Raw genomic sequence first — 23,579 nt, 5'->3', positions numbered from 1 at the left:
GCCCCGACCGGAACCGGAACAGGAGCGCACGGCCGATGACCTGCAAGCTCGCCGTGGTCGGCGGCGGCTCGACCTACACCCCCGAACTGATCGACGGCTTCGCCCGGCTGCGGGACACGCTGCCGCTGACCGAACTGGTGCTGGCCGACCCGGACGCCGGGCGCCTGGAGGTGGTGGCCGGGCTGGCCCGGCGGATCTTCGCCCGGCAGGGCCACCCCGGGCGCATCACCGCCACCGGTGACCTGGACGCCGCCGTCGACGGCGCGGACGCGGTGCTGCTCCAGCTCCGCGTCGGGGGCCAGGCGGCCCGGGAACGGGACGAGACCTGGCCGCTGGAGTGCGGCTGTGTGGGCCAGGAGACCACGGGCGCGGGCGGGCTGGCCAAGGCGCTGCGCACGGTGCCGGTGGTGCTGGACATCGCCGAGCGGGTGCGGCGCCGTAACCCCCGTGCCTGGATCATCGACTTCACCAACCCCGTCGGCATCGTGACCCGCGCCCTGCTGGAGGCCGGCCACCGGGCGGTCGGGCTGTGCAACGTCGCGATCCATCTCCAGCGCAAGTTCGCGGCGCTGCTGGAGGCCCCGCCGGAGACGGTGCATCTGGACCACTACGGGCTGAACCACCTCACCTGGGAACTGGGCGTACGGCGCGGCGGGCCGGACGGCGAGGACGTGCTGCCCCGGCTGCTGGCCGAGCACGGCCCGCGGATCGCCGGGGACCTGCGGCTCCCGCTGCCCGTACTGGAGAGACTGGGCGTGGTGCCCTCGTACTACCTGCGCTACTACTACGCCCACGACGAGGTCGTCGAGGAGCTGCGGAGCAAGCCGTCCCGGGCCGCCGAGGTGGCGGCCATGGAGCGGGAGCTGCTGGAGCTCTACGCCGACCCGGCGCTGGACACCAAGCCGGAGCTGCTGGCGCGGCGCGGGGGCGCGTTCTACTCGGAGGCGGCGGTCGCGCTCGCCGCCGCCCTGCTCGGCGACCCGGGCGGCGCCGCCGGGGGCCCCGGGGACGGAGGCGCCGGCGCCGTCCAGGTGGTCAACGTGCGCAACGACGGCACGCTGCCCTTCCTGCCCGACGACGCGGTGGTCGAGGTCCCGGCACGGGTCTCCCGGGAGGGTGCCGTGCCGCTGCCCGCGCCCCGGCTGGACCCGCTGTACGCGGGGCTGGTGGCCCATGTGACGGCGTACGAACGGCTCGCCCTGGAGGCCGCCCTGCACGGCGGGCGGGACCGGGTCTTCCGCGCGCTGCTCGCCCACCCGCTGGTGGGCCGGTACACCGCCGCCGAGGGCCTGACCGACCGGCTGCTCGCCCACAACCGGGAGTACCTGCCGTGGACCTGACGCAGGGCCCGGCGGCCGGTGCGGCGGCAGACCCGGCAGCGGAAGACACCTGTCTCGCCGTCGACGCCGGCAACAGCAAGACGGACGTGGCGGTCGTGTCCGCGGACGGCACCGTGCTCGGAACGGCCCGGGGCGGCGGCTTCCAGCCGCCCGCGGTCGGCGTGCCGGCGGCCGTCGGTGCGCTCGCCCGCACCGTGGCGCGTGCGGTGGTCGCGGCCGGGGGCGGCCGGGAGCGGTTCGGCCCCGGCGGCGAGACGGACCGGCCGCTGGTCGCGGAGGTGTCGGCCTGTCTCGCCAACGCCGACCTGCCGCCCGAGGAGCGGGAACTCGGCACCGCGCTCACCCGGCTGGGCTGGGGGCACGCCACCCGGGTGCGCAACGACACCTTCGCGATCCTGCGCGCGGGCCTGCCGGACGACGGCTCCGTGCGGCACGGGGTCGCCGTGGTCTGCGGCGCGGGAATCAACTGTGTCGGCCGCGCGGACGACGGCCGCACGCACCGCTTCCCGGCCGTGGGCCGCCTCTCCGGCGACTGGGGCGGCGGCGCCGGGCTCGCCGGCGAGGCGCTCTGGCACGCGGCGCGCTCCGCGGACGGGCGCGGCAGCGGCACGGAGCTGGAGCGGGCGCTGCCGGCCCACTTCGGCCTGTCCGGCATGGCGGAGCTCATCGAGGCGCTGCACCTGGGACGGATCGCGCCGGAACGGCGGAACGAGCTGGCGCCGGTGCTCTTCGCGGTGGCCGACGCGGGCGATGCGGTGGCCCGCGGCCTGGTGCACCGCCAGGCGGACGAGGTGGTCGCGCTGGCGGCGGTCACCCTGGAACGGCTCGGGCTGCTCGGAGTCCGGACGCCGGTGCTGCTCGGCGGCGGCGTGCTGGCGGCCCGTCATCCGCTGCTGCACGACCGGCTGACGGAGCGGCTGGCCGAGCGGGCGCCGCGGGCGGTGCCCCGGCCGGTCGCCGCTCCCCCGGTACTGGGCGCCGCGTTGCTGGGGCTGGACCGGCTGGGCGCCGGCGGTGCGGCGTACGCCCGGCTGCGCGCGCACTACGCGCCGCCGGCCGGGCCCGCGGGGACGGCCGCAGCGGCGGAGTCCCCCGCGCGCGCCGGGTCCGCCGGTTCTGCCGGGCCCGCCGACACGGCCGGCCCCGGCGCCTCCGGTGCGGACTGAGCGCACGGCACAGGGCGGGTGTCCCTGCCCGGCACCTCCGGGTCAGAGGCGGGTACGGACCCCGGGGGGCGCGTAACGGCGTACCGCCTCCGCCACCGCAGGCCGCTCCGCGCCGTCGCCGAAGCGCAGCACCAGCAGGGCACCCTCCGGCGTACGACGCGACGCGGGCAGGCGCGGCGGCTCCGGGACGCCGTCCACGAGCCACAGCCGCAGCCAGCCGGCGGAGTCCCCCGCTCCCGCGTCCAGACGCCGCACCTGGCTCCACGCGTAGCGGAACGGCGCCCGCCCGTCACAGCGGGCCGCGACGCCGTGCGTGTCGACCGCGAGGGCGTCCGGCTTGCGGGCCAGGACGCGCTGCTGCCGGATCCCGCGCAGAGCACCGACGAGCGGACGGGCGAGGAGCGCCGCGAGGCCGAGGGTGCAGAGCAGGACGACGGCCCCGTATCCCGGGGTGGTCGCCCGGAAGGCCGCCTGCACCGCGGCGACGCCCGCGCACAGACCCAGCAGCCCGAGGCAGCCCACGACGAACGGGCTGAGCGGCACGGCGTCCCGCGCAACCGCGGCACCGGGTGCGTGGCCGTCCGGCGGGGCCAGTCCGGAAGGCACCCGCAGCGCCGGGGAGGACGGCGGGGAGCCGGGCGCGGAGTTCGGCGGCATGCGACGGCATCGTAGGGGAAGGAACCGCGACGGGTGCGGTCCACGTGTGGACGGGAGGTGCGGATGTGGGGGAAGGCGCGCCGCGGGGGCGCGCCGGGAGATCCCGTCGTCGGCGGTGTGGCGGGGCGTCGCTGCCGCCATACTGCTGGCCGTGGCACCGGGCACGCCGGGGCCACTGCGACGGCGGGCAGCGCAGGACCACCGCGGAGCACACGAGGAAGCAGCGAGGTGATCGATGGGCCCCTCGGGACCCGCCGGACCGGTGATGAGCCGCGAGGAGGCGGACCGTGCGCTCGCCCGCCTCGACACGGAGCACGAGACCGTCGAGTCGACCCTGCTGGCGCTCCAGGACCACGCGGGCCGCAGGCTGCTGGAGGGCGCGGACCTGACCGGGGTCACCGCGCGCCGCTGGGCGGCGACCGAGGAGCTGGTCGGCCGGCTGTGGACGTGCTTCGACCGCTACACGGAAACCCTGCGCACCGCCCACGCGTTGCGCGCCCGGCACCGCTGGCCCACCCGGGACGACCTCGGTGAGCTCACCGCGCTGTTGCGCGGCACGGTCACCGTGCCGGCCGCAGCCCCGGAGACGGCGGGCGACGGTGCGGGGGACCGCACGGGCCCGGGGGGCTCCGGAAGCGAGGAGCTGACCCTCTCCGCGCTCGTGGACCGGATGAACTCCTGGTACGCGCAGGCGCTGGACGTGGTCATCGCCGCCGACGCCGTGTGGTCGGCCCTGCCCGCCCGCATCGACCTGCTGGCCGAAGAGCTGGGACGGGTGCGCACCCTCGCCCACCAGGTGGGTGTGCGGCCCGGCGAACACCCGTCCGGGGACGACCTGGGCCGCATCACCGCCGATCTGGCCGCCCTGCGTGCCGAGGTGCTGCGCGACCCGCTGGCCTTCTGGCTCCCGGACGGGGGCAGTTCGGCTCCGGGCGGCGGCCGCCCCGACACCGCGCGGTACGACGCGTCGGCCCGCGCCCTGGAGGACGTACGGCGGGAGATCGAGGCCGTGCTGGCGGTGCGGCAGGACGCGGAGCAGCGGCTGATGAAGTTGCGGGACATGCTCTCCCGGGCGGACCGCACCCTGGCCGAGGCGCGGCTGGCGCGCGGCGAGGTGCTGGCGAAGATCGCCGCGTCCGAGGTGCCCGCGGTCAGCGGGCCGCCCACCGCGCTCCAGGAAGAGCTGAGCCGTGCGGCGCACTACCGCCGGCACGCGCAGTGGCACCGGTTGTCGCCGCTGCTGGAGAGCCTGGAGGAACGCGCCGAGGACGAACTCGACCGGGCCCGCGCCTCACTGGCCGCCGTCACGGCCCCGCTGGCCGTACGGGCGGAACTGCGCGGGCGCCTCGACGCGTACAAGGCGAAGGTGGCGGAGCACGGCGCCGCGGGTGACGCGGTGCTCGCCGAACGCTACGACGTGGCGCGCCGCATCCTCTGGAGCGCCCCCTGCGACCTGCGGGCCGCGGAGGACGCGGTGCGGCGCTACCAGCACGCGGCGCAGGAGTACCTGGTGCCGCGGCAGCGCGGCGGGGAGCCCGCGCACGGGGAACGGCAGGGAGACCGGTGAGCCGTACGGGCGGTAGGGGCGGGGCGGGCGGTGCCCGGCTCCGGTTCCGCGCGCCGTACCGGGGGACGGCCGTACAGAGCGGACGGAACGGGCACAATGGCCCCACCGGGTCCGGCGTGCCGCGCCCGCCGGGCGCTCCGCTGCACGAGGGCCCACCGGGCCCGGGAAGGTGGTACCGCGGGCGGGCCCGGCCGGCGCCGTCCGCCTCGGCAAGGAACGAACCGGCGGAACGGGAGAACCGTTTCCGCCCCGGGACATGGGTGTGACGATGCCTCAGCTCGACCGACTGCCCGCCTGCCCCCGCTGCACGGAGACTCCGGCGGCGGACGCCCGCTTCTGCGCTGACTGCGGCGCGGACCTGCGCGCCGCGGAGGAGCCTGCGGGTCCCGCCGGACACGCCTCCGCGGAAGGGGCCTTCGTCGCGGCGCAGGGCGTCGCGACAGACGCAGCGGCGCAGGGCGTCGCGACAGACACAGCGGCGCAGGGCGTCGCGACAGACACACCGGCGCAAGGCTTCGCGACAGACACAGCGGCGCAGGGCGTCGCGACAGACACAGCGGCGCAGGGCGTCGCGACAGACACACCGGCGCAGGGCGTCGCGACGGCGCCGGTGGCTGCGTCCGGGGCGCCGGCCGGCGCGCAGCCGCCGGCGGCCGGGACGGACCGTCCGGAGGAGGCGCGGGAGCGGGCGGTGCGCTGTGTGGCGTGCGGGACGGGCCGGGTGGACGGCGGCTACTGCGCCCACTGCGGTCACCAGCAGCCGCTCGCCCGCGACCACTGGGAACGCGAGGCTCCCGGCGTCGCCGGCGCCAGCGACCGCGGCCTGCGCCACCACCACAACGAGGACTTCTTCTCGGTGGCGGCCGCGTCGCTCCCGGACGGCTCCCCCGCCTCGGTCGCGGTGGTGTGCGACGGCGTCTCCTCGGCGGCGCGCTCCGACGAGGCGGCGGAGGCCGCCGCGGAGGCGGCGGGCGCCGCCCTGTGCACGGCGCTGCCGCGCGGCGTGGAGGCCCGGCGTGCCATGCGGGAGGCGCTGCTCGCCGCGGCCGAGGCGGTGGACGCGCTCGCCACCGAGGCCGAGCGGGAGACCCAGCAGAACGCCCCGGCCTGCACGATCGTCGGGACGGTCGTCGCCGGGAGCGACCTCACCGTGGGCTGGGTGGGCGACAGCCGCGCGTACTGGGTGCCGCGGGACCGCACCGCGCCGGCGGCACGACTGACCGAGGACGACTCCTGGGCGGCCCAGATGGTGGCCGCCGGGCTGCTGGGCGAGGCGGAGGCGTACGCCGACGCCCGGGCGCACGCGATCACCGGCTGGCTGGGCGCGGACGCGTACGAACTCGACCCGCACACCGCTTCCTTCCGGCCGGAAGGCGCCGGCGTGGTGGTGGTCTGCACCGACGGGCTGTGGAACTACGCGGAGTCCGCGGCGGAGATGGCGGCGGCCGTACCGGCGGACGCCGGCGAGCGGCCGCTGCACTCGGCCCGGCATCTGGTGGGATACGCGCTGGACGGCGGGGGGCACGACAACGTCACGGTCGCGGTGGTCCCGGTCCCCGCACCGGCGGACGGGGCGGACGGCGCCGTACGGGCGTGACCGGCGGCCGGCGGCACGGGACGGGTACCGGAGCGGCAGAGGCGCGCGGGACGGGGAGGCGCACCGGCTCACGGAGGCACGAGCGCGGTGACCGGCGTCTCGGAGGCGAACCCCCATTCGAAGGTGGCCGACGCGCCGGGCGCGGCGCCCGGTACTGTTCGACGGAAGGTGAAGGGCGCCGCCGAGGGAGAGAACCTCGGAGACGCGTGCCACGGGGCCGGTCCGCGTGCGACGCTCCGAGGCGGAAGAGCAGGACTGAGGGGGAGGCACCACCATGCCGACTTGCCCGAACGGCCACCAGTCGGCGGCCGACGACTGGTGCGAGGTGTGCGGCCACCCGATGGCCGCGCCGTCCGGCGCACCCGGTGAGCACGCGGGTGCCGCCCCGGCACCGCCCGGCCCGCCCGCCCCGGGCGGCGGCTACGGCTACCCCCAGCCGAGCGGCCCTCCCGCACCGCCCGGTCCGCCGCAGCAGCCGCAGCACGGGTACGGCTATCCGCAGCCGGGGGGCGGCGCCCCGCCGCAGCCCGCCGCTCCCCAGCCGCCCCAGCCGCCCCAGCAGGGGCAGCCGGAGCGCTGCCCGCAGTGCGGGACCCCCCGCGAGGCGCAGGCGCCCTTCTGCGGGGAGTGCCGCTACAACTTCCTGACCAACACCCCGACGGCCTCCGCCCCGGCGCCGCCGCAGCAACCCGGCCCTCCGCCCGCCGGGCCGCCGCAGGGCGGACCCGGCGGCTACGGCTACCCGCAGCAGGGCCCGGCGGACCAGGGCGCCCACGGCCAGGGCGGCGGATACGGCTACCCGCAGCAGCCGGCGGGGCCGGGGCAGCACGGGATGCCGCCGGGACCGCAGCCCGGTGCCCCGCAGGGCCCGTACCCCCCGCCCCCGCAGCAGCCGGGCACGCCCGGCCGGCACGGGCAGCCGGGGCAGCACGGACCGCCACCGCAGGGACCGCCGCCGCAGGGACCCGGCGGGCAGCAGGGGCCGCAGGGCGGGCCGCAGCAGGCCCCGCACCCGCAGCAGGCGCAGCCGACGGGGGACTGGATGCTGACCCCGCCCGGCGGGGCCGCGCCGCAAAGCCCCGCCGCACCGCCCGGCGTCCCGCCGCAGCCCGGTCCGCCGGGACAGCCGGACCCGTACGACCAGCAGCACGGGCCGTACGGGCAGCAGCCCGGGCACGCCGGCCCGGGACACCCCGCGCCGCAGGGCGCGCCGGGGCAGCACGGAGGCCCCGGTCCGCAGGGCGCGCCCGGGGGCGGGCAACCGCCGGGTGGCGGCCCGTGGACGGCGGTCGTCGCGCCGGACCCCGAGTACTTCACGGCGATGATGAACCGCAGCGGCCCCGAGGCGGCGTCGCTCTCCATGCCCGGCTACGCCGCCGGGCAGGAACTGCCGCTCACCGGGCAGCAGGTCACCATCGGTCGCCGCCGCCAGTCCACCGGGGAGTCCCCGGACATCGACCTGGGCCGGCAGCCGGAGGACCCGGGCGTCTCGCACCAGCACGCGGTGCTGGTCGCGCAGCCGGACGGGACCTGGGCGGTGGTGGACCAGGACTCCACCAACGGCACCACGATCAACGGGGCGGAGGACCCGATCCAGCCCTTCGTCCCGGTCCCCCTCCGGCACGGCGACCGGGTGCACGTGGGGGCGTGGACGACCATCACCCTCTACCAGGGCTGATCCCCGCCGCCCCGGCCGGGGGCGGCGCCGCCCCGGTCAGCCGTCCAGGGGCCAGCGGTAGTCGCCGTCCGGGGCGTCGAGCCAGGCCCACTGGTCGTCGCCGCGCACGGTGACGCCGTACCGCTCGCGGTGCGGCCGTCCCTCCGCCCGCCAGATGTCGTAGGCCGCCCGCGGCGGCACCCGGTACGCCGTCAGGGCCAGCAGGAAGACGAACGACTCCGCACGCCGGGCCTCCGCGGGCACGCCCGTGGCCGGCACCTCGGCCCGCGGCGGCGGGCCGCCGCGCAGCCCCACGAAGTAGGCCGGGACGTCCAGGAACCGGCCCTCCGCGTGGCCGGGGTCGTGCACGGTGAGCCGCAGCAGGCCGGTCGCCAGCGGGGTGAGGATCCGCCCGCCGGGTGCGCACTGCGCGAGCCACGCGCGCGGCACCGCGGGCACCGTACAGGTGGCGATGATCCGGTCGTAGGGGGCGCGGGCCGGTACGCCCCGCGCGCCGTCCCCCGTGACCACGGCGGGCCGGTACCCGGCGACCGCCAGATGACGGCGGGCGGCCTCGGTGATCTCCGGGTCCAGGTCGACGGTGGTCACCCGCTCGTCGCCGAGCCGGTGGGCCAGCAGCGCCGCGTTCCATCCCGTGCCCGTGCCGACCTCCAGGACGCGCATGCCCTCGTGCACGGCGAGCCGTTCCAGCATGCGGGCCATCAGGGACGGCTGGCTGCTGGAGGAGAGCAGCTCGCCCTCGCGCATCCGGGTGGCCAGCGGGGCGTCGGTGTAGACGCCCCGCTGCCAGCGGCGGCGGCGATCCGGGTCGGGGTCCTGCCACCAGAGCCGCTCGCGGCCGCCGCCGGGCGCGGGGGCGTGGTACGAGGGCACGAAGTACTCGCGCGGCACCTCCTCGAAGGCCGCGCGCCAGCGGGGGTCGCGCAGGGCACCCCGCTCCACGAGCTCACGGGCGAGCCGTCGTGCCCTCTGCTCGGGGGCGTCCATGGGTCCACTGTGCGGCGCCGCGGAAGCCGGTGCGCGGACGGCACACCGGGCACACCGGAGGACACGCGTCACCGGAAGGTGATGTTCCGCCACTAGGTTGCCGCCCATGACCACAGCCGCGATATCCGTCGCGGGGCTGCACAAACGGTACGGGGGCACACACGCCGTGGACGGCGTCTCCTTCGACGTACGGCCCGGCGAGTTCTACGGGATCCTCGGCCCCAACGGGGCCGGGAAGACGACCACGCTCGAGCTCGTGGAGGGACTGCGCGAGCCCGACGAAGGCACCGCGCTGCTGCTCGGCGAGCCCTCCTGGCCGCGCCGACCGGACCTTCTCCGCCGGATCGGCGTACAACTGCAGGCCTCCGCGTTCTTCGAGAAGCTCACGGCGCGCGAACAGCTCCACACCTTCGCCGCGCTCTACGACGTCCCCGCCGCGCGGGCGGACGCGATGCTCGACCGCGTCGGGCTCACCGAGAAAGCCGGCACCCGCGAGGACAGGCTCTCCGGCGGCCAGGCCCAGCGCCTCTCGCTGGCCTGCGCCCTGGTGCACGAACCGGAGCTGGTCTTCCTCGACGAGCCGACCACCGGCCTGGACCCGCAGGCCCGGCGCAACCTCTGGGACCTGCTGCGGGACATCAACGCGGAGGGCCGCACCGTGGTCCTCACCACGCACTCGATGGAGGAGGCGGAGAGGCTCTGCGACCGCGTCGCGGTGATGGACCGGGGCCGCATCCTGCGGAGCGGTCCGCCCGCCGAGCTGGTGGCGGAGCTGGGCGCGGAGTCGCTGGAGGACGTCTTCCTCCAGCTCACCGGACGGGAGTACCGCGAGTGACCTCCTTCCTCAGCCTCTCCCGCGCCATGGCCCTGGGGCTGCTGCGCGACCGGGCGGCCGTGTTCTTCATGCTGCTCTTCCCGCTGATGTTCCTGATGCTCTTCGGCGCGCTCTTCAAGGACGCCGGCGCCTCGAAGACCGAGGTGATCCAGGTCGGCGACGTACGGGTGCTGGACGCCATGCCGGAGGCCGAACGCGCCCGGCTGCGGGACGTCCTCAGCATCGAGAAGACCGACGGCTCGGCCGCGGCCCGCGAGGACGCGCTGCGCCAGGTGCGGAACGGCGACGTGGACGCCGCGGTGCTGCAACGCGGCGACGACGTCGTGCTCCGCTTCTCGGCGGCCGACCAGGTGAGCGCCGGCAGCGTGCACGGTCTGGTGAACTCGGTGATCCAGCAGGCGAACCAGCGGGCGACCGGGCAACCGCCCGCCTGGACGCTCACCGCGAAGCGGGTGGAGGACGAGTCGGTCAAGGCCATCCAGTTCCTCACCCCCGGCCTGCTCGGCTGGGCGGTCGCCATGGGCGGGGTCTTCGGCTCCGCGCTCAACCTGGTGAACTGGCGCAAGAAACGACTGCTGCGCCGGCTCTGGCTGGCCCCGGTGAACGCCGGGCAGGTGATCGGCGCCCGCATCGGCGTCAACCTGCTGCTCGCCTTCACCCAGACCGCGATCTTCCTCGGGGTGGCGGTGACGCCCTACTACGGGCTGCGGCTGACCGGGCACTGGTGGCTCTCCCTCCCGCTGATCGCCACCGGCGCGCTGGCGTTCCTGTCGATCGGCCTGGTGGTCGGCGCCTTCGCGAAGACCGAGGAGGCGGCGAACGGGCTGGCGCAGCTCGTGGTGCTCCCGATGGCCTTCCTCTCCGGCGCCTTCTTCCCGCTGGACGTGGCTCCCGCGTGGGTCCGCACCGTCGCGGAGTTCCTGCCGCTGAAGCACCTGACGCAGGCCATGCAGGACGTCCTCTCCCGCGGGCAGGGCTGGGAGGCGGCGCTGCCGGTGATGGGCGGGCTGCTGGCCTTCGCCGCGGTGCTCACGCTGCTCGCATACCGGCTGTTCCGCTGGGACGACGCCTGAGGCCGCCCGGGCGCCCACCGGAACACCGGCCGGGCCGGGGGCCCGGCACGCCCCGCTCGGCGCTGCGCAGGCCGCTCGTCCGGGGCGGCCGGGTCGCTCAGTGCCCGAAGCGTACGTCGGGCAGCACCCGGTCGAGCGAGGCGGGGAGCCACCACGCATGCCGGCCGAGGAGGCGGAGAACCACGGGCATGAGCAGCAGGCGGACGATCGACGCGTCGATCAGGACGCCGAGCCCGAGGATGACGCCCATCTCCTTGGGAGGGAGCGGACCGGAGAGTGCGAAGGTGAAGAACACCGCGATCATGACTCCGGCGGCGGCGGTGATGACCTTGCCGGATGTGGCGAGGCCCTCGACGGTGGCCTCGCGTGCGTCGGCGCTCCGGTCCCACTGTTCCTTGGTGACGGCGAGCAGGAAGACGGTGTAGTCCATGGCGAGGGCGAAGAGCATGGCGAAGAAGAACACCGGTGCCCACGCGTCGAGGTAGCCCTGAGGCTCGAAGCCCAGCAACTCGTGGCCGACGCCCTCCTGGAAGATCCATTTCGCGATACCGAAGGCGGCCAGGGTCGCCAGCACGTTGAGCAGCACGCTGACGGCGGCGACGACCGGTGCCCGGAGAGCGAAGAGCAGGAGGAGGAACCCGAGCAGCAGCACCACGCCGATCACGTAAGGGGTGACTTCGGTGAGCTTCTGTTCGAGATCGACGTTCTCGGCAGCCGTACCGCCGAGCAACGCCCCGTCGGGCAGGTCGCTCCGCAGGCGCTGGATGGTCGCGCTGACCTCGTCGCCGGACGGGGAACCCCGTGGGACGGCCTGGATCAGAGTGGTGTCACCGGACCGCTGCAGCGGCTGGACGGAAGCGACGCCGGGGTCGGTCCGGACGACGCGGACGGCTGCGCCGGCCTCACCGGAGGGGACGACGATCTGCAGCCGGGCGGGGGCGCCGGTGCCGAACGCCTGCTGGAGCTGCTGGTAGCCCTGCCGGGCCTGCTCGCCCTCGGGCACCACGGTGATGGAGGGCATGCCGGTCTCGAGACCGGCGACCGGCCAGGCGAGGGCGGCGACGAGCCCGACGCCGGCCAGACCGGTGAGGACCGGGCGGCGCCATGTGCGCGCCGCCCAGGACGCCAGGCGGCCGGACCGGTGCATCCTGCCCCGGGTGAAGGGCGGACGGAACCTGTTCACTCGGCGTCCGAGCATGCCGAGTACCGCCGGCAGCAGGGTGAGCGACGCGGCGAGCACGAACACGACCGCGAGCATGATGCCCAGCGCCATGGACCGGAACGCGGGACTCGGCACCAGCATGACCGCCGACAGGGAGACCAGCACCGTGAGCCCGGAGAAGGCCACCGCCTTGCCGGCGGTCTCCATCGCCGTGACGACGGCCTGACGCGCGTCGGAGCCCTCCTCCAGCGCGCGGCGGAACCGGGCCACCACGAACAACGCGTAGTCGATGCCCAGAGCGAGGGCGAACATGAGGGCGAAGTTCATCGCCCAGATGGAGATGTCGAAGAGGAGAGTGCCGAGGTAGAGCATGCCTGCGGCGCAGACCAGTCCGACGATCGTGAGCATCAGGGGAAGCCCGGCGGCGACGACGGAGCCGAAGGCCAGCAGCAGGATGGCCAGGGTGACCGGCCAGGACAGCACCTCGGACTTCAGCATGGCCGACTTGTTGGCCTCGTTGAAGTCGGCCCACATCCCCGCGGCGCCGGTGAGATCCACGCGGATGTCCTCGGAGGCGGCTGCGGCAAGGGGCCCCTGTACGTCCTTCGCCGCACGGACCATGTCGTCCGGGGAGCGGGCGGACCCGCCCACGACGACCGCGGTGTGCCGGTCCGGGGAGATCGTCACGCCCGGCCGGGGAGCGATGACCTGTGACACGGCAGGTTCCCCGGAGAGGATCCGCCGCACCTCGCCGACGGTTCCGGCGAAGGCCTGATCGGAGACGGTCAGCCGGGAGGAGGAGACCACGACCTGCAGCGCGTAGCTGCCCTGACCGCGGAACCGCTGCTGGACGACCTGCCGGGCCTGGACCGACTCGGACCCGGACGCATACCACCCGGCACCGGAGAGAGCGTGCTCGACCCGTGGCGCGAAGGCCCCGAGCGCGAGCGTCACTCCGATCCACACCAGCATCACGATCCGGGCGTGGTCCGCGGCCCACCCCCCGGCGCGGCCCACGCGTCCGGCGAAGCCCTGCTCAGCCGTCGCCGCCACGGGACCCCGCGCTTTCCGGGCGCTGCGCACAGGCGCTCCCCCTGCACGCCGTAACACCGGCGCGACACACTCGGAGACGATACGCGGTCATGCTCCCGTAGGACGCGTCCCGTACCTCTCCCCACTTTCCGGTGCGGCGGCATGTTCACTCTGCGAGCCCACACCGTGCCTGCCTGACGGGTCGGTCCTCCGCCCGGACGCGCCGGTCCCCGGACCGCCCCGGGGGCGCACCGCCGACGGGCCGTCGGCAGTCCGCGTCCCACCCCGCCACGCACGAGGCGACAGCCCGCGGACCGCCCCTTGCGGCATCTGCGACCATGGGTGCGTGATGGAGATTCCACGCGGCACCTTGCAGACGCAGACGTTCTACGAGCAGGTCGGCGGCGAGGAGACCTTCCGGCGGCTCGTCCACCGCTTCTACCAGGGCGTGGCCGAGGACCCGCTGCTGCGGCCGATGTACCCGGAAGAGGACCTCGGCCCCGCCGAGGAGCGGCTCACGCTGTTCCTCATCCAGTACTGGGGCGGCCCCCGCACCTACAGCGACAACCGTGGGCACCCGCGGCTGCGGATGCGGCACGCGCCCTTCCGTATCGGCCGTGCCGCGCACGACGCCTGGCTCCGGCACATGCGGGAGGCCGTGGAGAGCCTGGAGCTGGACCCCGGGCACGAGCGGCAGCTCTGGGACTACCTGGTCTACGCGGCGGGCTCCCTGATCAACTCCGCGGACCCCGAGGACTGACCGGAGCCCCGGCCGGGGCTCCGGGAAGCCTAGACCGGGGTCACCGTGAGCCCGCGGCCGGGGGCGGGCCCTTCCGCGCGGGCCACCACCGAGCCGTACGGCGTGCGGAGCCGCAGCCAGGCGCCGGTGTCCCCGGTGTCGTAGAGCGCCACCGGCCCGGTGCCGCGCAGGAAGCCCAGCACATGCGCGGCGTGCACGGCACGCAGCGGCAGCGCGGTGCCGCCCAGGCGGCGGCCCCACAGCTCCTCGGCCAGGGCGTCCATCGCGCCGCGGGTCCGCTCCTCGGGCTCCAGCCGCTCGGTGCGTTCCCGGAACTCGGCGACCAGCGCCGTCGCCGTCTCCCGCACCCCGCCCGCGGGCAGCTCGGTCAGCGGGCGCCAGCCGCCGCGCGGCGGCAGCAGACCGGCCCAGGAGGGGCCGGTCACCTCCCGCGGCACGGTGCAGGTCTCCGCCTGCTCGTCGACGCCCTCCAGCAGCTCGCCCGCGGAGACCGTGGTGTCCAGCTCCTCCACGGGCTCCGGCAGCCGGGCGCTGAGCACGGCCAGCACCTCGAAGCGGGCGGGACGGGCGAAGACGGCGAGCACGCCGTCGGAGGCCCGCAGCCGCACGGCCGCCGCCTTCTCCCAGCGCAGCAGCCGGCCCAGGAAGGCGGCCAGACCGGCCGCCTCCCCGGGGTCAGCGAAGGTCAGTCGCCGTGGTGTCGGCGCTGTCATCGAAGTATCCCTCCAGGAAGGACTTCTCCTCGGCGGTGAGCCTGCGGGGGCGCCCCTGCTCCAGGAGGTAGGGGACGACGACCGTCCGCGCCCGGACGTACACCGTCTCCTCGTCCTTGATCTCGTACGCGAGCGTGGCCGACGCGGCCGTGACCTTCGTCACCCACAGCTCCACCGTGACCGGCTCGTGCCGGTGCACCAGCGGGCGCAGGTAGTCGATCTCGTGCCGGGCGACGACCGAGCCGCCGCTGAAGGTCTCCGGACCGGCCTCCCGCGCCAGCCGGAACATGAAGTCGATCCGGGCCTCCTCCAGGTAGCGGAGGAAGACCACGTTGTTGACGTGCCCGAAGGCGTCCATGTCCGACCAGCGCAGGGTGCACGGGAAGATGTGCCGCACGTTCCGTCCGTCCGTCTTCTCGTTCGGGTCCCGGCGGCCCGGTGGCCGCGGGCGGCGAGGCCGTCCCGGCGGGCCACCGGGACGGCCGGCGGCTCAGCCGCGGGTGAGCTTCTTGTACGTCGCCCGGTGCGGGCGGGCGGCGTCCGGGCCCAGCCGCTCGATCTTGTTCTTCTCGTACGACTCGAAGTTGCCCTCGAACCAGAACCACTTGCTGTCGCCCTCGTAGGCGAGGATGTGGGTGGCGATGCGGTCCAGGAACCAGCGGTCGTGGGAGACCACCACGGCGCAGCCCGGGAAGTCGAGCAGCGCGTTCTCCAGGGAGGAGAGGGTCTCCACGTCGAGGTCGTTGGTCGGCTCGTCGAGGAGCAGCAGGTTGCCGCCCTGCTTCAGGGTGAGCGCCAGGTTCAGCCGGTTGCGCTCGCCGCCGGAGAGGATGCCGGCCGGCTTCTGCTGGTCCGGGCCCTTGAAGCCGAAGGCCGAGACGTAGGCACGGGAGGGCATCTCGACCTGGCCGACGTTGATGTAGTCCAGCTCGTCCGAGACGACCGCCCAGAGGGTCTTCTTCGGGTCGATGTTGGCCCGGGTCTGGTCGACATAGGAGATCTTGACGGTGTCGCCGACCTTGATGGTGCCGGAGTCCGGCTCCTCCAGCCCCTGGATCATCTTGAACAGCGTGGTCTTGCCCGCGCCGTTCGGGCCGATGACGCCGACGATGCCGTTGCGCGGCAGGGAGAAGGACAGGTCGTCGATGAGGACCTTGTCCCCGAAGGCCTTGCTGAGGTTCTCCACCTCGACCACCACGTTGCCCAGGCGCGGGCCCGGCGGGATCTGGATCTCCTCGAAGTCCAGCTTCCGGGTCTTCTCGGCCTCGGCCGCCATCTCCTCGTAGCGGGTCAGGCGCGCACGGGACTTCGCCTGGCGCCCCTTGGCGTTGGAGCGGACCCAGTCCAGCTCCTCCTTGAGGCGCTTCTGGCGCTTGGCGTCCTTCTGGCCCTCGACCTTCAGCCGGGTCTGCTTCTTCTCCAGATAGGTGGAGTAGTTGCCCTCGTAGGGGTGGGCGCGGCCGCGGTCCAGCTCCAGGATCCACTCCGCGACGTTGTCCAGGAAGTAGCGGTCGTGGGTGATGGCCACGACGGTGCCCTGGTACTTCGCGAGGTGCTGCTCCAGCCACTGCACCGACTCGGCGTCCAGGTGGTTGGTGGGCTCGTCGAGGAGCAGCAGGTCGGGCTGCTCCAGCAGCAGCTTGCAGAGCGCGACGCGGCGCCGCTCACCGCCGGAGAGGGTGGTGACCGGCCAGTCGCCGGGCGGGCAGCCCAGGGCGTCCATGGCCTGCTCGAGCTGGGCGTCCAGATCCCAGGCGTTCGCGTGGTCCAGCTCCTCCTGGAGCTTGCCCATCTCCTCCATCAGCGCGTCGGAGTAGTCGGTCGCCATCTGCTCGGCGATCTCGTTGAACCGGTCGAGCTTCTGCTTCACGCTCGCCACGCCGTCCTGCACGTTCTCCAGGACCGTCTTGGAGTCGTCCAGCGGCGGCTCCTGGAGGAGGATGCCCACGCTGTAGCCGGGGGCGAGGAAGGCGTCGCCGTTGGACGGCTGCTCGAGGCCCGCCATGATCTTCAGCACGGTGGACTTGCCGGCACCGTTCGGGCCCACGACACCGATCTTCGCCCCGGGCAGGAAGCTCAGGGTGACATCGTCGAGGATCACCTTGTCGCCGTGCGCCTTGCGCGCCTTGCGCATGGTGTAGATGTACTCAGCCAAGAGAAACCGTCCGGCAGTCTGTAGGTTCTGGCGCGGCTCATGCCGCTGGTCTGGCTGCGGCTTGCGCCGCGGGGTCGCTGTGCGGCGGGTGCCGCGGTCGGTCCGCCGGCGTGCCGCGGGGTCTGCCGCCCGCGGTCCGGCCGCGGGATCCGGGCGCGGCGGGTGCCGCGGGTCCGTGCGCAGCCGGGCCGCGTAGGGGCATACGCACCCCATCTTGCCGCACATCCCCTCGGACACCGAAACGGGGCGGCCCGCCCAGGGGCCGCCCCGTCACCGCCGGTCACCGTCCGGTGACCATCCGCCGCGAGGCGGGCGGGTCACCGTCGCCGGGGAACCGGTGCGGGTCCGTTCCGTACGTCCTCGGCCGTCAGTCGTCGCTGCCGGACGCCGTGGCGGGCTTGCGCTTCCGCACGATGACCATGGCCACGCCGCCGAGCACGACCAGCGCGAGGGCGATGCCGACGATCAGCGGGGTGTTGCTGCTGCTGCCGGTCGCGGCCAGGTCGGTGTCGCTCTCGTCCTGCTCCTCGGCGGGCTGGTCCTCACCGGAGCCGCCGTCCGAGCCGGTCTGCGGGGTGGTGCCCTCGTCCTCGCCGCCGCCGGTGCCGGCGGTCTCGCAGTCCAGGACGCCGGAGATGGTCTTCTCGAAGCCGTCCGGACCGGTGATGGTGATGTTGTAGCGCTGGTCCTCCTCGACCGGCACCGTCACCTCGGTGGACTCCATCGCCGGAACGGTCTTCTTCTCACCGGCGAGGGTGAACTCGAAGGGCGCGTCGCCGTTGTTGGTGACGGTGACCTTCACGCCGCCCGCGGTGCACTCCTTCTCCGCGGTGACGGCCGCGATCGGGCCGCCGTCCGCCCAGGTGGCGGTGGCGGTCGCGGAGACCGTCGACTGGCTGGAGCCGGCCAGGATCTGGGTCTGGCTCTTGTGGCCGCCGAGGCTGGTGAAGGCGCGGCCGACCGGCACCTTGGTGCTGGCCTTCAGGGTCAGCGCGGCGCTGCCCGGCTCGGTGCCCTTCGGCACGTCGAAGTACAGCTCGCCGCCGTCGGTGGTGCTGGTGAGCTTGTTGCCGTCCTTGTCGACGACCTGCACGCCGGAGGCGCTCGCGCCGGTGAGGGCGCCGACCGTCACCGACGGGGCGTTGGTGCCGACGGTGACCGGGCCGAGGCGCTCGCCGGCCTTGCCGGAGACGGCCTGCGGGTCCAGGGTCAGCGAGGCCGTGGGCTCGGGGACGTCCTCGGCCTTCTGCTCCAGGTAGTCGGCCAGCTTCTCGGCGGCCGGGTCCACGGCCTCCACGTCGGCGTGGTCGGAGAAGCGCCAGATCGCGACCTGGGTGCCTGCCGCGGCGGTCTGCGCGGTCAGCTTCTCGCCGTCGCCGAGCTTGGCGGCGTCGGCCAGCGTGTTGAGGTCGTTGACCTGCGGGTAGGAGTTCTGGAGGATCCAGAGGATCTTCCCGGCGTCCTTGTTGTCGTTGAGCGACGACTCGTCCCAGGAGACCTCGCCGTAGCGGGCCTTGTCCGTGGTCGGGTTCGCGATGTCGATGCAGTAGGTCTGCAGGGTGCCGCCGCCGTCGACGGTCATTTCGAACAGACCGGCGCCCACCCGCTTGTCACCCCCGTCGGAGTGAATGACGGCCTTGTCGAAGGTCTTCAGCCCGTCGAGGGTGGCGGTCGCACCGCCCGGCTGTCCCGGCTGGTCGTCGGCGGCCGCGGGGGCCGCACCGGCTATCGCCCCGGCCGCGAGCAGACCCGGGGCCAGCACCGCGGCGGCGAGCCGGGAAACGGCCCGTCTGCGTACAGAAGTCATGCTCTTCCCCTCTGGGGCGGGACGGTGCTGGGTCGGGAGCCGACGCCGCCCCGCCGAACAAGTATCTGGTGCCCCCGTGAGTACCAGAGGGATCGTAGAGACCAAGTGCACCACGGTCCCCAGGAATCCGGCCGCTTACGCGTACCGACTCGCAATCGTTATCCGGGAATCCGGCGGACCGGGACGATCACGACGCCGGCCCGGCGGTTCCGGCAGGCACGCCAACTCCCCCATGGCCGCCCCAGTATGGCGGTGCGGGGCCGGGTGCCGCGGTCTCCGGCTTCGCACCCGTCCGGGCGAACGCCGAGGTGCCGCGCGCCAGATCGTGACCGACGGCAGAGGCGTACAGCTCTGCCGAGAAGACCCGCCGCCCGTCCCGCTCGTCCTCGCGGATGCGCAACCGGCCGTGCACCACGAGCGGTTCGCCGAGGGAGACGGAGGAGGAGAGGTTGACGGCGAGGCTGCGCCAAGCCCACACGGTGTAGAAGCTGGTGTAGGCGTCGTGCCACGCCTCGCGCTCGCGGTCGAACCGGCGGACCGTGCTCGCCAGCCGGAACCGGGCTGCGGGCACGCCCGCCTCGGTCGTCCGGAAGTCCACCGGTGTCGCCACGTTGCCGACGACGGTCGTCTGGGTCTCGTGCATGGGACGCTCCCCCGTGAGGTCGTGGAGCCGCGGACCTTCTCCGCGGCCGGCGGCGCCGCCTGCGGCACCGCCCGGAAGCCATCGTGCACGAACCGGCGCCCGCTCGCCGGGGCCTGTGGACAGCCCCGCGGTTGGGGACAACTCGGTCACCCGCAAGGGGTGCTCACGTGCTCCTGCACGTCGGGGGCGGACTCCCGGGGCACGGTCCCCCGCCACCGGAGCCCGCGGCTGCGCGGGGGCCCCCGGCCCCGCGCCGCCTCCCGGCTCCGGACTTCCGGCCCCGGGCTTGCCGGCCTGTGGTCCCGGACGTGCGGGCCCGCGGACTGCCCGGCGCCCGGGAACCACGGCGACCGGGCCCGGGTCTCCCGTCTCTGACGGCCGGCGACCCGTGCGGACGAAGTGCAGCTGACGGCCTGGCTTGCCGAGGAGGTCCGTTCCGGTCCAGTGGGTGGAAGACCGGCTGCGCGAGGCCCTGTTCGTGCAGCGCCGCTGCGAACGTGTCGAGCCTACGGGCCGCATCGAACGGATCGTGGCGGCCGCTCGGGCCCGGGCGGACCGGGTTTTCTGCGGGCAGACCGTTGAGTGCCTGGGCGACCTGGGTGCTGGCCGCTTGCCGGCCTGGTCGTTGATATGAGCCAGGGGCGCCGGGAGCGGCCCGCACGATCGTGGAAGGATGCTGTTGATGCCCACAGCCCGCCCCTCGTAGGTGGGCCGCCGGTCCTGGCTATGCTCAGGCCCATGGCACTGGAATGGGAACAGATCATCGTCGACTCCGCCGACCCCGTCGCTCTCGGGCGCTGGTGGGCCGAGGCTCTCGGCTGGGTAGTGGTCGACGAATCCGAGGAGATCATCGAGATCCGGCCTGAGCCGGACCAGATGCCAGGGCTGCTCTTCGTGCCCGTCCCCGAGGGCAAGACGTCGAAGAACCGGCTCCACCCCGACTTCCGCCCCGACGACCAGGAGGCCGAGGTCGCCCGGCTCCTCTCCCTCGGTGCCAAGCGCGCTGACACCGTGCGGGACGAGCAGCACTGGGTGACCCTCCTCGACCCGGAGGGCAACGAGTTCTGCGTTCTGAGTGAGCGGAGGAGCTGAGCGGAGGCCGGGCAGTCGTCCGGGACCCCGACGTCCCACGCAGCAACACGGACAGAATCGACACGGAAGCCGGATGGCGTTGACGCGGTGCACCCGAGCGGGCCGGCGGCGCCGGGTTCGCGCCCCGGGAATTGTCGGCGACGGCTGAAGAAGCGTCAGCGGCCCTCACCGGCCACCGTCATGCAGACGCTGCGCGACCACGACGAGCAGGCCGCCATGGCAGCGAGTACGTGATCACGCGCTACTTCGCACCGTGGGTCAGGGACAGGAGACCGGGGCCTACCGGTCTACCGGCCCCGGGCGCATCCGGCTTCCGGGGTGCGTGCCACCAGGGCTTCCGGGAGCCGGGCCGCCTGGCTGCGACCGCCCGTCAGAGCTCGGCGTCCCCGGCGGCGATGACGTACTGCTCCCGCACCTCCCGGTAGCGCAACAGCTCCGCGGCCACCGGTTCCAGGACCCGGGTACGCCCGCAGGCGGCCGCCAGCCGGCGGAGCCGCCGCTCCTCCTCCCGCCCGAACGCCCGGGCCGGCCCCCGTGCCGCGGCCCGGCAGAGCGCGGCCAGCAGCGGCCCGGCCACGGCACCGCCCAGCAGCAGGAACACCGGCCCCCACAGTCCCCCGCCGTACGCTCCGAGGACCGCTCCGGTCAGCAGCACCAGCCCGAGCACCTGCAAGGCCATCAGCAGTCCCTGCGCCGCCGTCGCCGCCACCCACCAGGCGGGTCGCGGCAGCCGTGCGGGGCGCGTCCCCTCCCCCGGCACGTCCCCCCGCACGTCCCCCCGCACGGCCCTGGGCGCGTCCCCCGGCGCGCCGCCACCCGGCGGGCCGTCACCCGGTACGGCGCCGGGGCCGCCCCACGCGTCCCCGACGACCCGGTCCAGCGCCTCCGGCAGTCCCTCCGCGCCCCGCCGGGCCGCCGCCCGCACGGTCTCCCGCCAGGCCTCCGGAAGTCCGCGGACCGCACGGTCGGACAGGTCCCGGACGGCCTGCGCCAGCAGTGGACGGGCCACCCGCGCCGGGTCGTGCGCAGCGTCGAGCGCCCCGGGGTCCGCGGCGTGACCCCGCCCCGTCCCGCCGGGCGTCCCGGCGTGCGCCGCGTCGGGGGCCGACCGTACGAACGGCCCTGCGGGGGGCGCCCCGGCGTCCCGCCCGGCAGACCGGGCGGAGGGCTCCGCCCCGGAAACCGCCGGGTCCCCGCCGCCGGCCGGCGGAACCGCGCCCGGCCCGCCCGCGGGGCCCTCACCCGCCGTCGCGGAGTCCGGGCCCGGGACGGCGCCGCCGGACCGCTGCTCCCCGGCCCGCTGCCGGCGGGTGTCCACCCAGCGGACCAGCTGCGACCAGGGTGTGCCACAGGCCCGTTCCGCATGGCGCAGCCAGGCCCGTTCCGCGGACTGCCCGGCGGCCGCGGCGCCGACCGCCGCGGCCAGCCGGTCCTCGAACTCCTCGCGGTCCTGCTCGGTCAGACCGGCCGGCCGGGGCAGCGCGGGATCGGCGTAGACGGGCCGGAGCCTTTCCGTCGCCCCGTCCAGGTCCGCGGTCAGCCGCCGCGCCGCGGCCTGCCGGGCGGCGACGAAGGCGGCCAGGTCCTGCCGCAGCTCCGGCACCCCCTCCCCGGTCAGCGCCGAGAGGGCCATCACCTCCGCACCCGGCTCCCCGTGTTCGCCGAGCGCCACGCCGTCCTCGTCCAGCAGCCGCCGCAGGTCGTGCAGCACGGCGTCGGCGGCCTCGCCGGGCAGCCGGTCGACCTGGTTGAGCACCACGAAGGTCACCTCGGCGTGCCGCGCCATCGGCCGCAGATAGCGTTCGTGCAGCATCGCGTCGGCGTACTTCTCCGGGTCCACCACCCACACCACCGCGTCCACCAGGCGCAGCAGCCGGTCCACCTGCTCGCGGTGACCGGGCTCGACGGAGTCGTGGTCGGGCAGGTCGATCAGCACCAGCCCGTGCAGCTCGGCGTCCTTGACCCGGCGCCGGGTCGCCGGGGGGACGCCCAGCCGGTCGAGCAGACCGTCCGCTCCGCCCTCCCGCTCGGCCTCCCACGTGCAGGCGACGGGCTCCGCGGTGGTCGGGCGCCGCAGGCCCACCTCGGAGAGGGCCCGCCCGGCCAGCGCGTTGAACAGCGTGGACTTGCCGCCGCCGGTCGCGCCCGCGATGGCGACGGTGGTGTACGCCCCGGAGAGCTGCGCCCGGGCGCCGGCCTCGTCCAGCACCCGGCCGGCCTCCGCGAGCACGGCGCCGTCCAGCCGTGTCCGGGACAGCCCGATGAGTTCTCGCAGTGCGCCCAGCCGGCGCCGCAGGGTGCCGTCGACGACCGTGCGGGGCGCCTCCGGCGCCGCTCCCCGGCCGTGCCGGGGAGCGGGCCGCGCGGGCGCCGGGCGGACCGGTGCACCCAGCAGCGCGGGCGTTTCTCCGGGCGCGCCGGCGTGCGCGGGCGCGGCATCGGCGGAACGCACGTCCCGGGGTGCCGACGGCGGAGCGGCGAGCGCCGGATCCCGGGGTGCGCTGCCCTGGTGCGCCGGGTCCGGATGCGCCGGCTCGGGGCGCGCGGAGCGGGCGTGGGGCGCGTCTTCCGGGCGTACGGGCTCGGGTCGCGGCCGCGACGCCGCCCCGGTGGACGGGACCGCGTCGGGCCCCCGCTCCCGGACGGTGGGGCCGGAGCCCCGACGGTCCGTACGGTCCCCGCGGGACGGCTCCGACACGCCGACCGCCCCCCGGGGGCCGAGGGGGCCGCCCCGGCTCGCGTCGCGGGACTCCGGTCCTCCTCCCGCGGCCGGCCCGTTCCCGGCCGGTGCGGCAGGGGCCGCGGGCGCCCCGGGAGGTGCGGGAGCCACCGCAGCCGTGGCGGCCGTGGGCTGCCGGGGTTCCGTGGGTTCCGTGAAGGCAGCGGGGGCCGCGCCGCTCTCCTCGGGCGCCGATCCCGCCGCCGGGGTACGCACACCTCCGTCCGGCACTGCGGCGGGGGCGCCTCCGGAGCCCGGCGCGTCACCGGTGCCGTCCCCCGCTCCGGGGGCCGCTCCCCCGTCCGGGGCATCCGGGTCGCCGGGCGCGCCGCCCGGCCGTTCCCGCCCCGCGTACGGCGCGCGGCGCGCGATCAGGCCGTCGTCCCAGGCCGGACGGGCCGCGGCAGCACTCGCCGCGGGCTCGGCGCCCTCGCCGTCCGTACCCTCCGCCGGCCTCTCCGGCCGGAACTCCTGGGCGGGCCGCGCCGCGCCGGCGCCGTCCGGCGCGGGCGGCCACGCCGGGTCGTACGGCCGACCGGTCACACCGGAACCGCCGGGACCGCCGGGACCGCCGGGACCGCCGGGGCCGCCGCCGG

19 protein-coding genes are annotated in these 23,579 nt (G+C 75.4%); 10 read left to right on the top strand and 9 right to left on the bottom strand.

The window, feature by feature from the left end; all coding sequences use genetic code 11:
- The first annotated feature begins 35 nt into the window (after positions 1–35).
- Both HOY81_RS18665 and HOY81_RS18660 read left to right on the top strand, forming a co-directional pair.
- Entirely contained in the window at positions 36–1,340 is a 1,305-nt protein-coding gene (locus HOY81_RS18665) for a 6-phospho-beta-glucosidase (protein ID WP_237321588.1), read from the top strand.
- Positions 1,337–2,506: an N-acetylglucosamine kinase gene (locus tag HOY81_RS18660; protein ID WP_237321605.1), complete on the top strand. Its 1,170-nt coding sequence runs from the start codon at positions 1,337–1,339 to the stop codon at positions 2,504–2,506. Before HOY81_RS18665 ends, HOY81_RS18660 begins: the two co-directional genes overlap by 4 nt.
- A 42-nt stretch (positions 2,507–2,548) precedes the next feature.
- Here the strand turns inward: HOY81_RS18660 and HOY81_RS18655 are convergent, their stop codons facing one another.
- A complete protein-coding gene (locus HOY81_RS18655; RefSeq protein WP_237321587.1) occupies positions 2,549–3,163 on the bottom strand; it encodes a hypothetical protein in 615 nt (204 codons plus the stop codon).
- A 235-nt stretch (positions 3,164–3,398) separates the two neighbouring features.
- Here HOY81_RS18655 and HOY81_RS18650 point away from each other — a divergent pair, with 235 nt between their 5' ends.
- The 3 genes from HOY81_RS18650 (at position 3,399) to HOY81_RS18640 (ending at position 8,005) form a co-directional block, all read left to right on the top strand.
- Positions 3,399–4,730 carry a hypothetical protein gene (locus tag HOY81_RS18650; RefSeq protein ID WP_237321586.1) on the top strand — a complete coding sequence of 444 codons (1,332 nt, stop codon included), beginning with the start codon at positions 3,399–3,401 and terminating at the stop codon, positions 4,728–4,730.
- Between the two features lie 268 nt (positions 4,731–4,998).
- On the top strand, positions 4,999–6,327 hold the full coding sequence (locus HOY81_RS18645) for a PP2C family serine/threonine-protein phosphatase (protein WP_237321585.1): 1,329 nt from the start codon (positions 4,999–5,001) through the stop codon (positions 6,325–6,327).
- 274 nt (positions 6,328–6,601) lie between these two features.
- Entirely contained in the window at positions 6,602–8,005 is a 1,404-nt protein-coding gene (locus HOY81_RS18640) for an FHA domain-containing protein (RefSeq protein ID WP_237321584.1), read from the top strand.
- Positions 8,006–8,041: 36 nt separating this feature from the next.
- On the opposite strand, the gene HOY81_RS18635 is transcribed toward HOY81_RS18640, so the two are convergent.
- Positions 8,042–8,992 (bottom strand): methyltransferase domain-containing protein, encoded by a 951-nt coding sequence (locus HOY81_RS18635; protein WP_237321583.1) that lies wholly within the window; start codon positions 8,990–8,992, stop codon positions 8,042–8,044.
- 106 nt (positions 8,993–9,098) lie between these two features.
- Between HOY81_RS18635 and HOY81_RS18630 the strand changes: the two genes are divergently transcribed.
- Together HOY81_RS18630 and HOY81_RS18625 are read left to right on the top strand one after the other, a co-directional pair.
- Complete coding sequence (locus HOY81_RS18630) at positions 9,099–9,827, top strand: ABC transporter ATP-binding protein (RefSeq protein ID WP_237321582.1); 729 nt, start codon at positions 9,099–9,101, stop codon at positions 9,825–9,827.
- Complete coding sequence (locus tag HOY81_RS18625; RefSeq protein ID WP_237321581.1) at positions 9,824–10,900, top strand: ABC transporter permease; 1,077 nt, start codon at positions 9,824–9,826, stop codon at positions 10,898–10,900. The genes HOY81_RS18630 and HOY81_RS18625 overlap by 4 nt, the downstream gene beginning before the upstream one ends.
- A gap of 97 nt (positions 10,901–10,997) precedes the next feature.
- On the opposite strand, the gene HOY81_RS18620 is transcribed toward HOY81_RS18625, so the two are convergent.
- Positions 10,998–13,115, bottom strand: a complete 2,118-nt coding sequence (locus HOY81_RS18620) for an MMPL family transporter (protein WP_237321580.1) — start codon at positions 13,113–13,115, stop codon at positions 10,998–11,000.
- 325 nt (positions 13,116–13,440) lie between these two features.
- Here HOY81_RS18620 and HOY81_RS18615 point away from each other — a divergent pair, with 325 nt between their 5' ends.
- Positions 13,441–13,854, top strand: coding sequence for a globin (locus HOY81_RS18615; protein WP_308341113.1), 414 nt, complete (start codon positions 13,441–13,443; stop codon positions 13,852–13,854).
- Positions 13,855–13,883: 29 nt separating this feature from the next.
- Here HOY81_RS18615 and HOY81_RS18610 read toward each other — a convergent pair whose 3' ends face one another.
- From HOY81_RS18610 to HOY81_RS18590, 5 genes are all read right to left on the bottom strand, one after another.
- Positions 13,884–14,567: a hypothetical protein gene (locus tag HOY81_RS18610; protein ID WP_237321579.1), complete on the bottom strand. Its 684-nt coding sequence runs from the start codon at positions 14,565–14,567 to the stop codon at positions 13,884–13,886.
- Positions 14,530–14,964 carry a thioesterase family protein gene (locus HOY81_RS18605; RefSeq protein WP_308341112.1) on the bottom strand — a complete coding sequence of 145 codons (435 nt, stop codon included), beginning with the start codon at positions 14,962–14,964 and terminating at the stop codon, positions 14,530–14,532. Before HOY81_RS18605 ends, HOY81_RS18610 begins: the two co-directional genes overlap by 38 nt.
- A gap of 93 nt (positions 14,965–15,057) precedes the next feature.
- A complete protein-coding gene (ettA, locus tag HOY81_RS18600; RefSeq protein ID WP_237321578.1) occupies positions 15,058–16,722 on the bottom strand; it encodes an energy-dependent translational throttle protein EttA in 1,665 nt (554 codons plus the stop codon).
- Between the two features lie 367 nt (positions 16,723–17,089).
- Positions 17,090–18,529, bottom strand: coding sequence for a thioester domain-containing protein (locus tag HOY81_RS18595; protein ID WP_237321577.1), 1,440 nt, complete (start codon positions 18,527–18,529; stop codon positions 17,090–17,092).
- Positions 18,530–18,716: 187 nt separating this feature from the next.
- The gene (locus HOY81_RS18590) at positions 18,717–19,172 is read right to left on the bottom strand and encodes a single-stranded DNA-binding protein (RefSeq protein WP_237321576.1); all 456 of its coding nucleotides are present in this window, start codon (positions 19,170–19,172) and stop codon (positions 18,717–18,719) included.
- A gap of 448 nt (positions 19,173–19,620) precedes the next feature.
- Here HOY81_RS18590 and HOY81_RS18585 point away from each other — a divergent pair, with 448 nt between their 5' ends.
- Both HOY81_RS18585 and HOY81_RS18580 read left to right on the top strand, forming a co-directional pair.
- Positions 19,621–19,806 (top strand): hypothetical protein, encoded by a 186-nt coding sequence (locus HOY81_RS18585; protein WP_237321575.1) that lies wholly within the window; start codon positions 19,621–19,623, stop codon positions 19,804–19,806.
- A gap of 104 nt (positions 19,807–19,910) precedes the next feature.
- Entirely contained in the window at positions 19,911–20,264 is a 354-nt protein-coding gene (locus tag HOY81_RS18580; RefSeq protein ID WP_237321574.1) for a VOC family protein, read from the top strand.
- Between the two features lie 370 nt (positions 20,265–20,634).
- Here HOY81_RS18580 and HOY81_RS18575 read toward each other — a convergent pair whose 3' ends face one another.
- Complete coding sequence (locus HOY81_RS18575; protein WP_237321573.1) at positions 20,635–22,962, bottom strand: GTPase; 2,328 nt, start codon at positions 22,960–22,962, stop codon at positions 20,635–20,637.
- Between the last annotated feature and the right edge of the window lie 617 nt (positions 22,963–23,579).

The organism is Streptomyces sp. JJ36, from assembly GCF_021696945.1.
In the GTDB taxonomy this organism is placed as follows: domain Bacteria; phylum Actinomycetota; class Actinomycetes; order Streptomycetales; family Streptomycetaceae; genus Streptomyces.
Note: the sequence above shows the minus strand (reverse complement) of the source record. Positions and strands in the feature narration are given on the sequence as shown.

Coding starts and splice junctions, on each gene's coding strand:
- HOY81_RS18580 (WP_237321574.1), top strand. CDS start 19,911: ATGGCACTGGAATGGGAACAGATCATCGTCGACTCCGCCGACCCCGTC.
- HOY81_RS18650 (WP_237321586.1), top strand. CDS start 3,399: ATGGGCCCCTCGGGACCCGCCGGACCGGTGATGAGCCGCGAGGAGGCG.
- HOY81_RS18655 (WP_237321587.1), bottom strand. CDS start 3,163: ATGCCGCCGAACTCCGCGCCCGGCTCCCCGCCGTCCTCCCCGGCGCTG.
- HOY81_RS18590 (WP_237321576.1), bottom strand. CDS start 19,172: ATGCACGAGACCCAGACGACCGTCGTCGGCAACGTGGCGACACCGGTG.
- HOY81_RS18630 (WP_237321582.1), top strand. CDS start 9,099: ATGACCACAGCCGCGATATCCGTCGCGGGGCTGCACAAACGGTACGGG.
- HOY81_RS18665 (WP_237321588.1), top strand. CDS start 36: ATGACCTGCAAGCTCGCCGTGGTCGGCGGCGGCTCGACCTACACCCCC.
- HOY81_RS18645 (WP_237321585.1), top strand. CDS start 4,999: ATGCCTCAGCTCGACCGACTGCCCGCCTGCCCCCGCTGCACGGAGACT.
- HOY81_RS18640 (WP_237321584.1), top strand. CDS start 6,602: ATGCCGACTTGCCCGAACGGCCACCAGTCGGCGGCCGACGACTGGTGC.
- HOY81_RS18595 (WP_237321577.1), bottom strand. CDS start 18,529: ATGACTTCTGTACGCAGACGGGCCGTTTCCCGGCTCGCCGCCGCGGTG.
- HOY81_RS18610 (WP_237321579.1), bottom strand. CDS start 14,567: ATGACAGCGCCGACACCACGGCGACTGACCTTCGCTGACCCCGGGGAG.
- HOY81_RS18635 (WP_237321583.1), bottom strand. CDS start 8,992: ATGGACGCCCCCGAGCAGAGGGCACGACGGCTCGCCCGTGAGCTCGTG.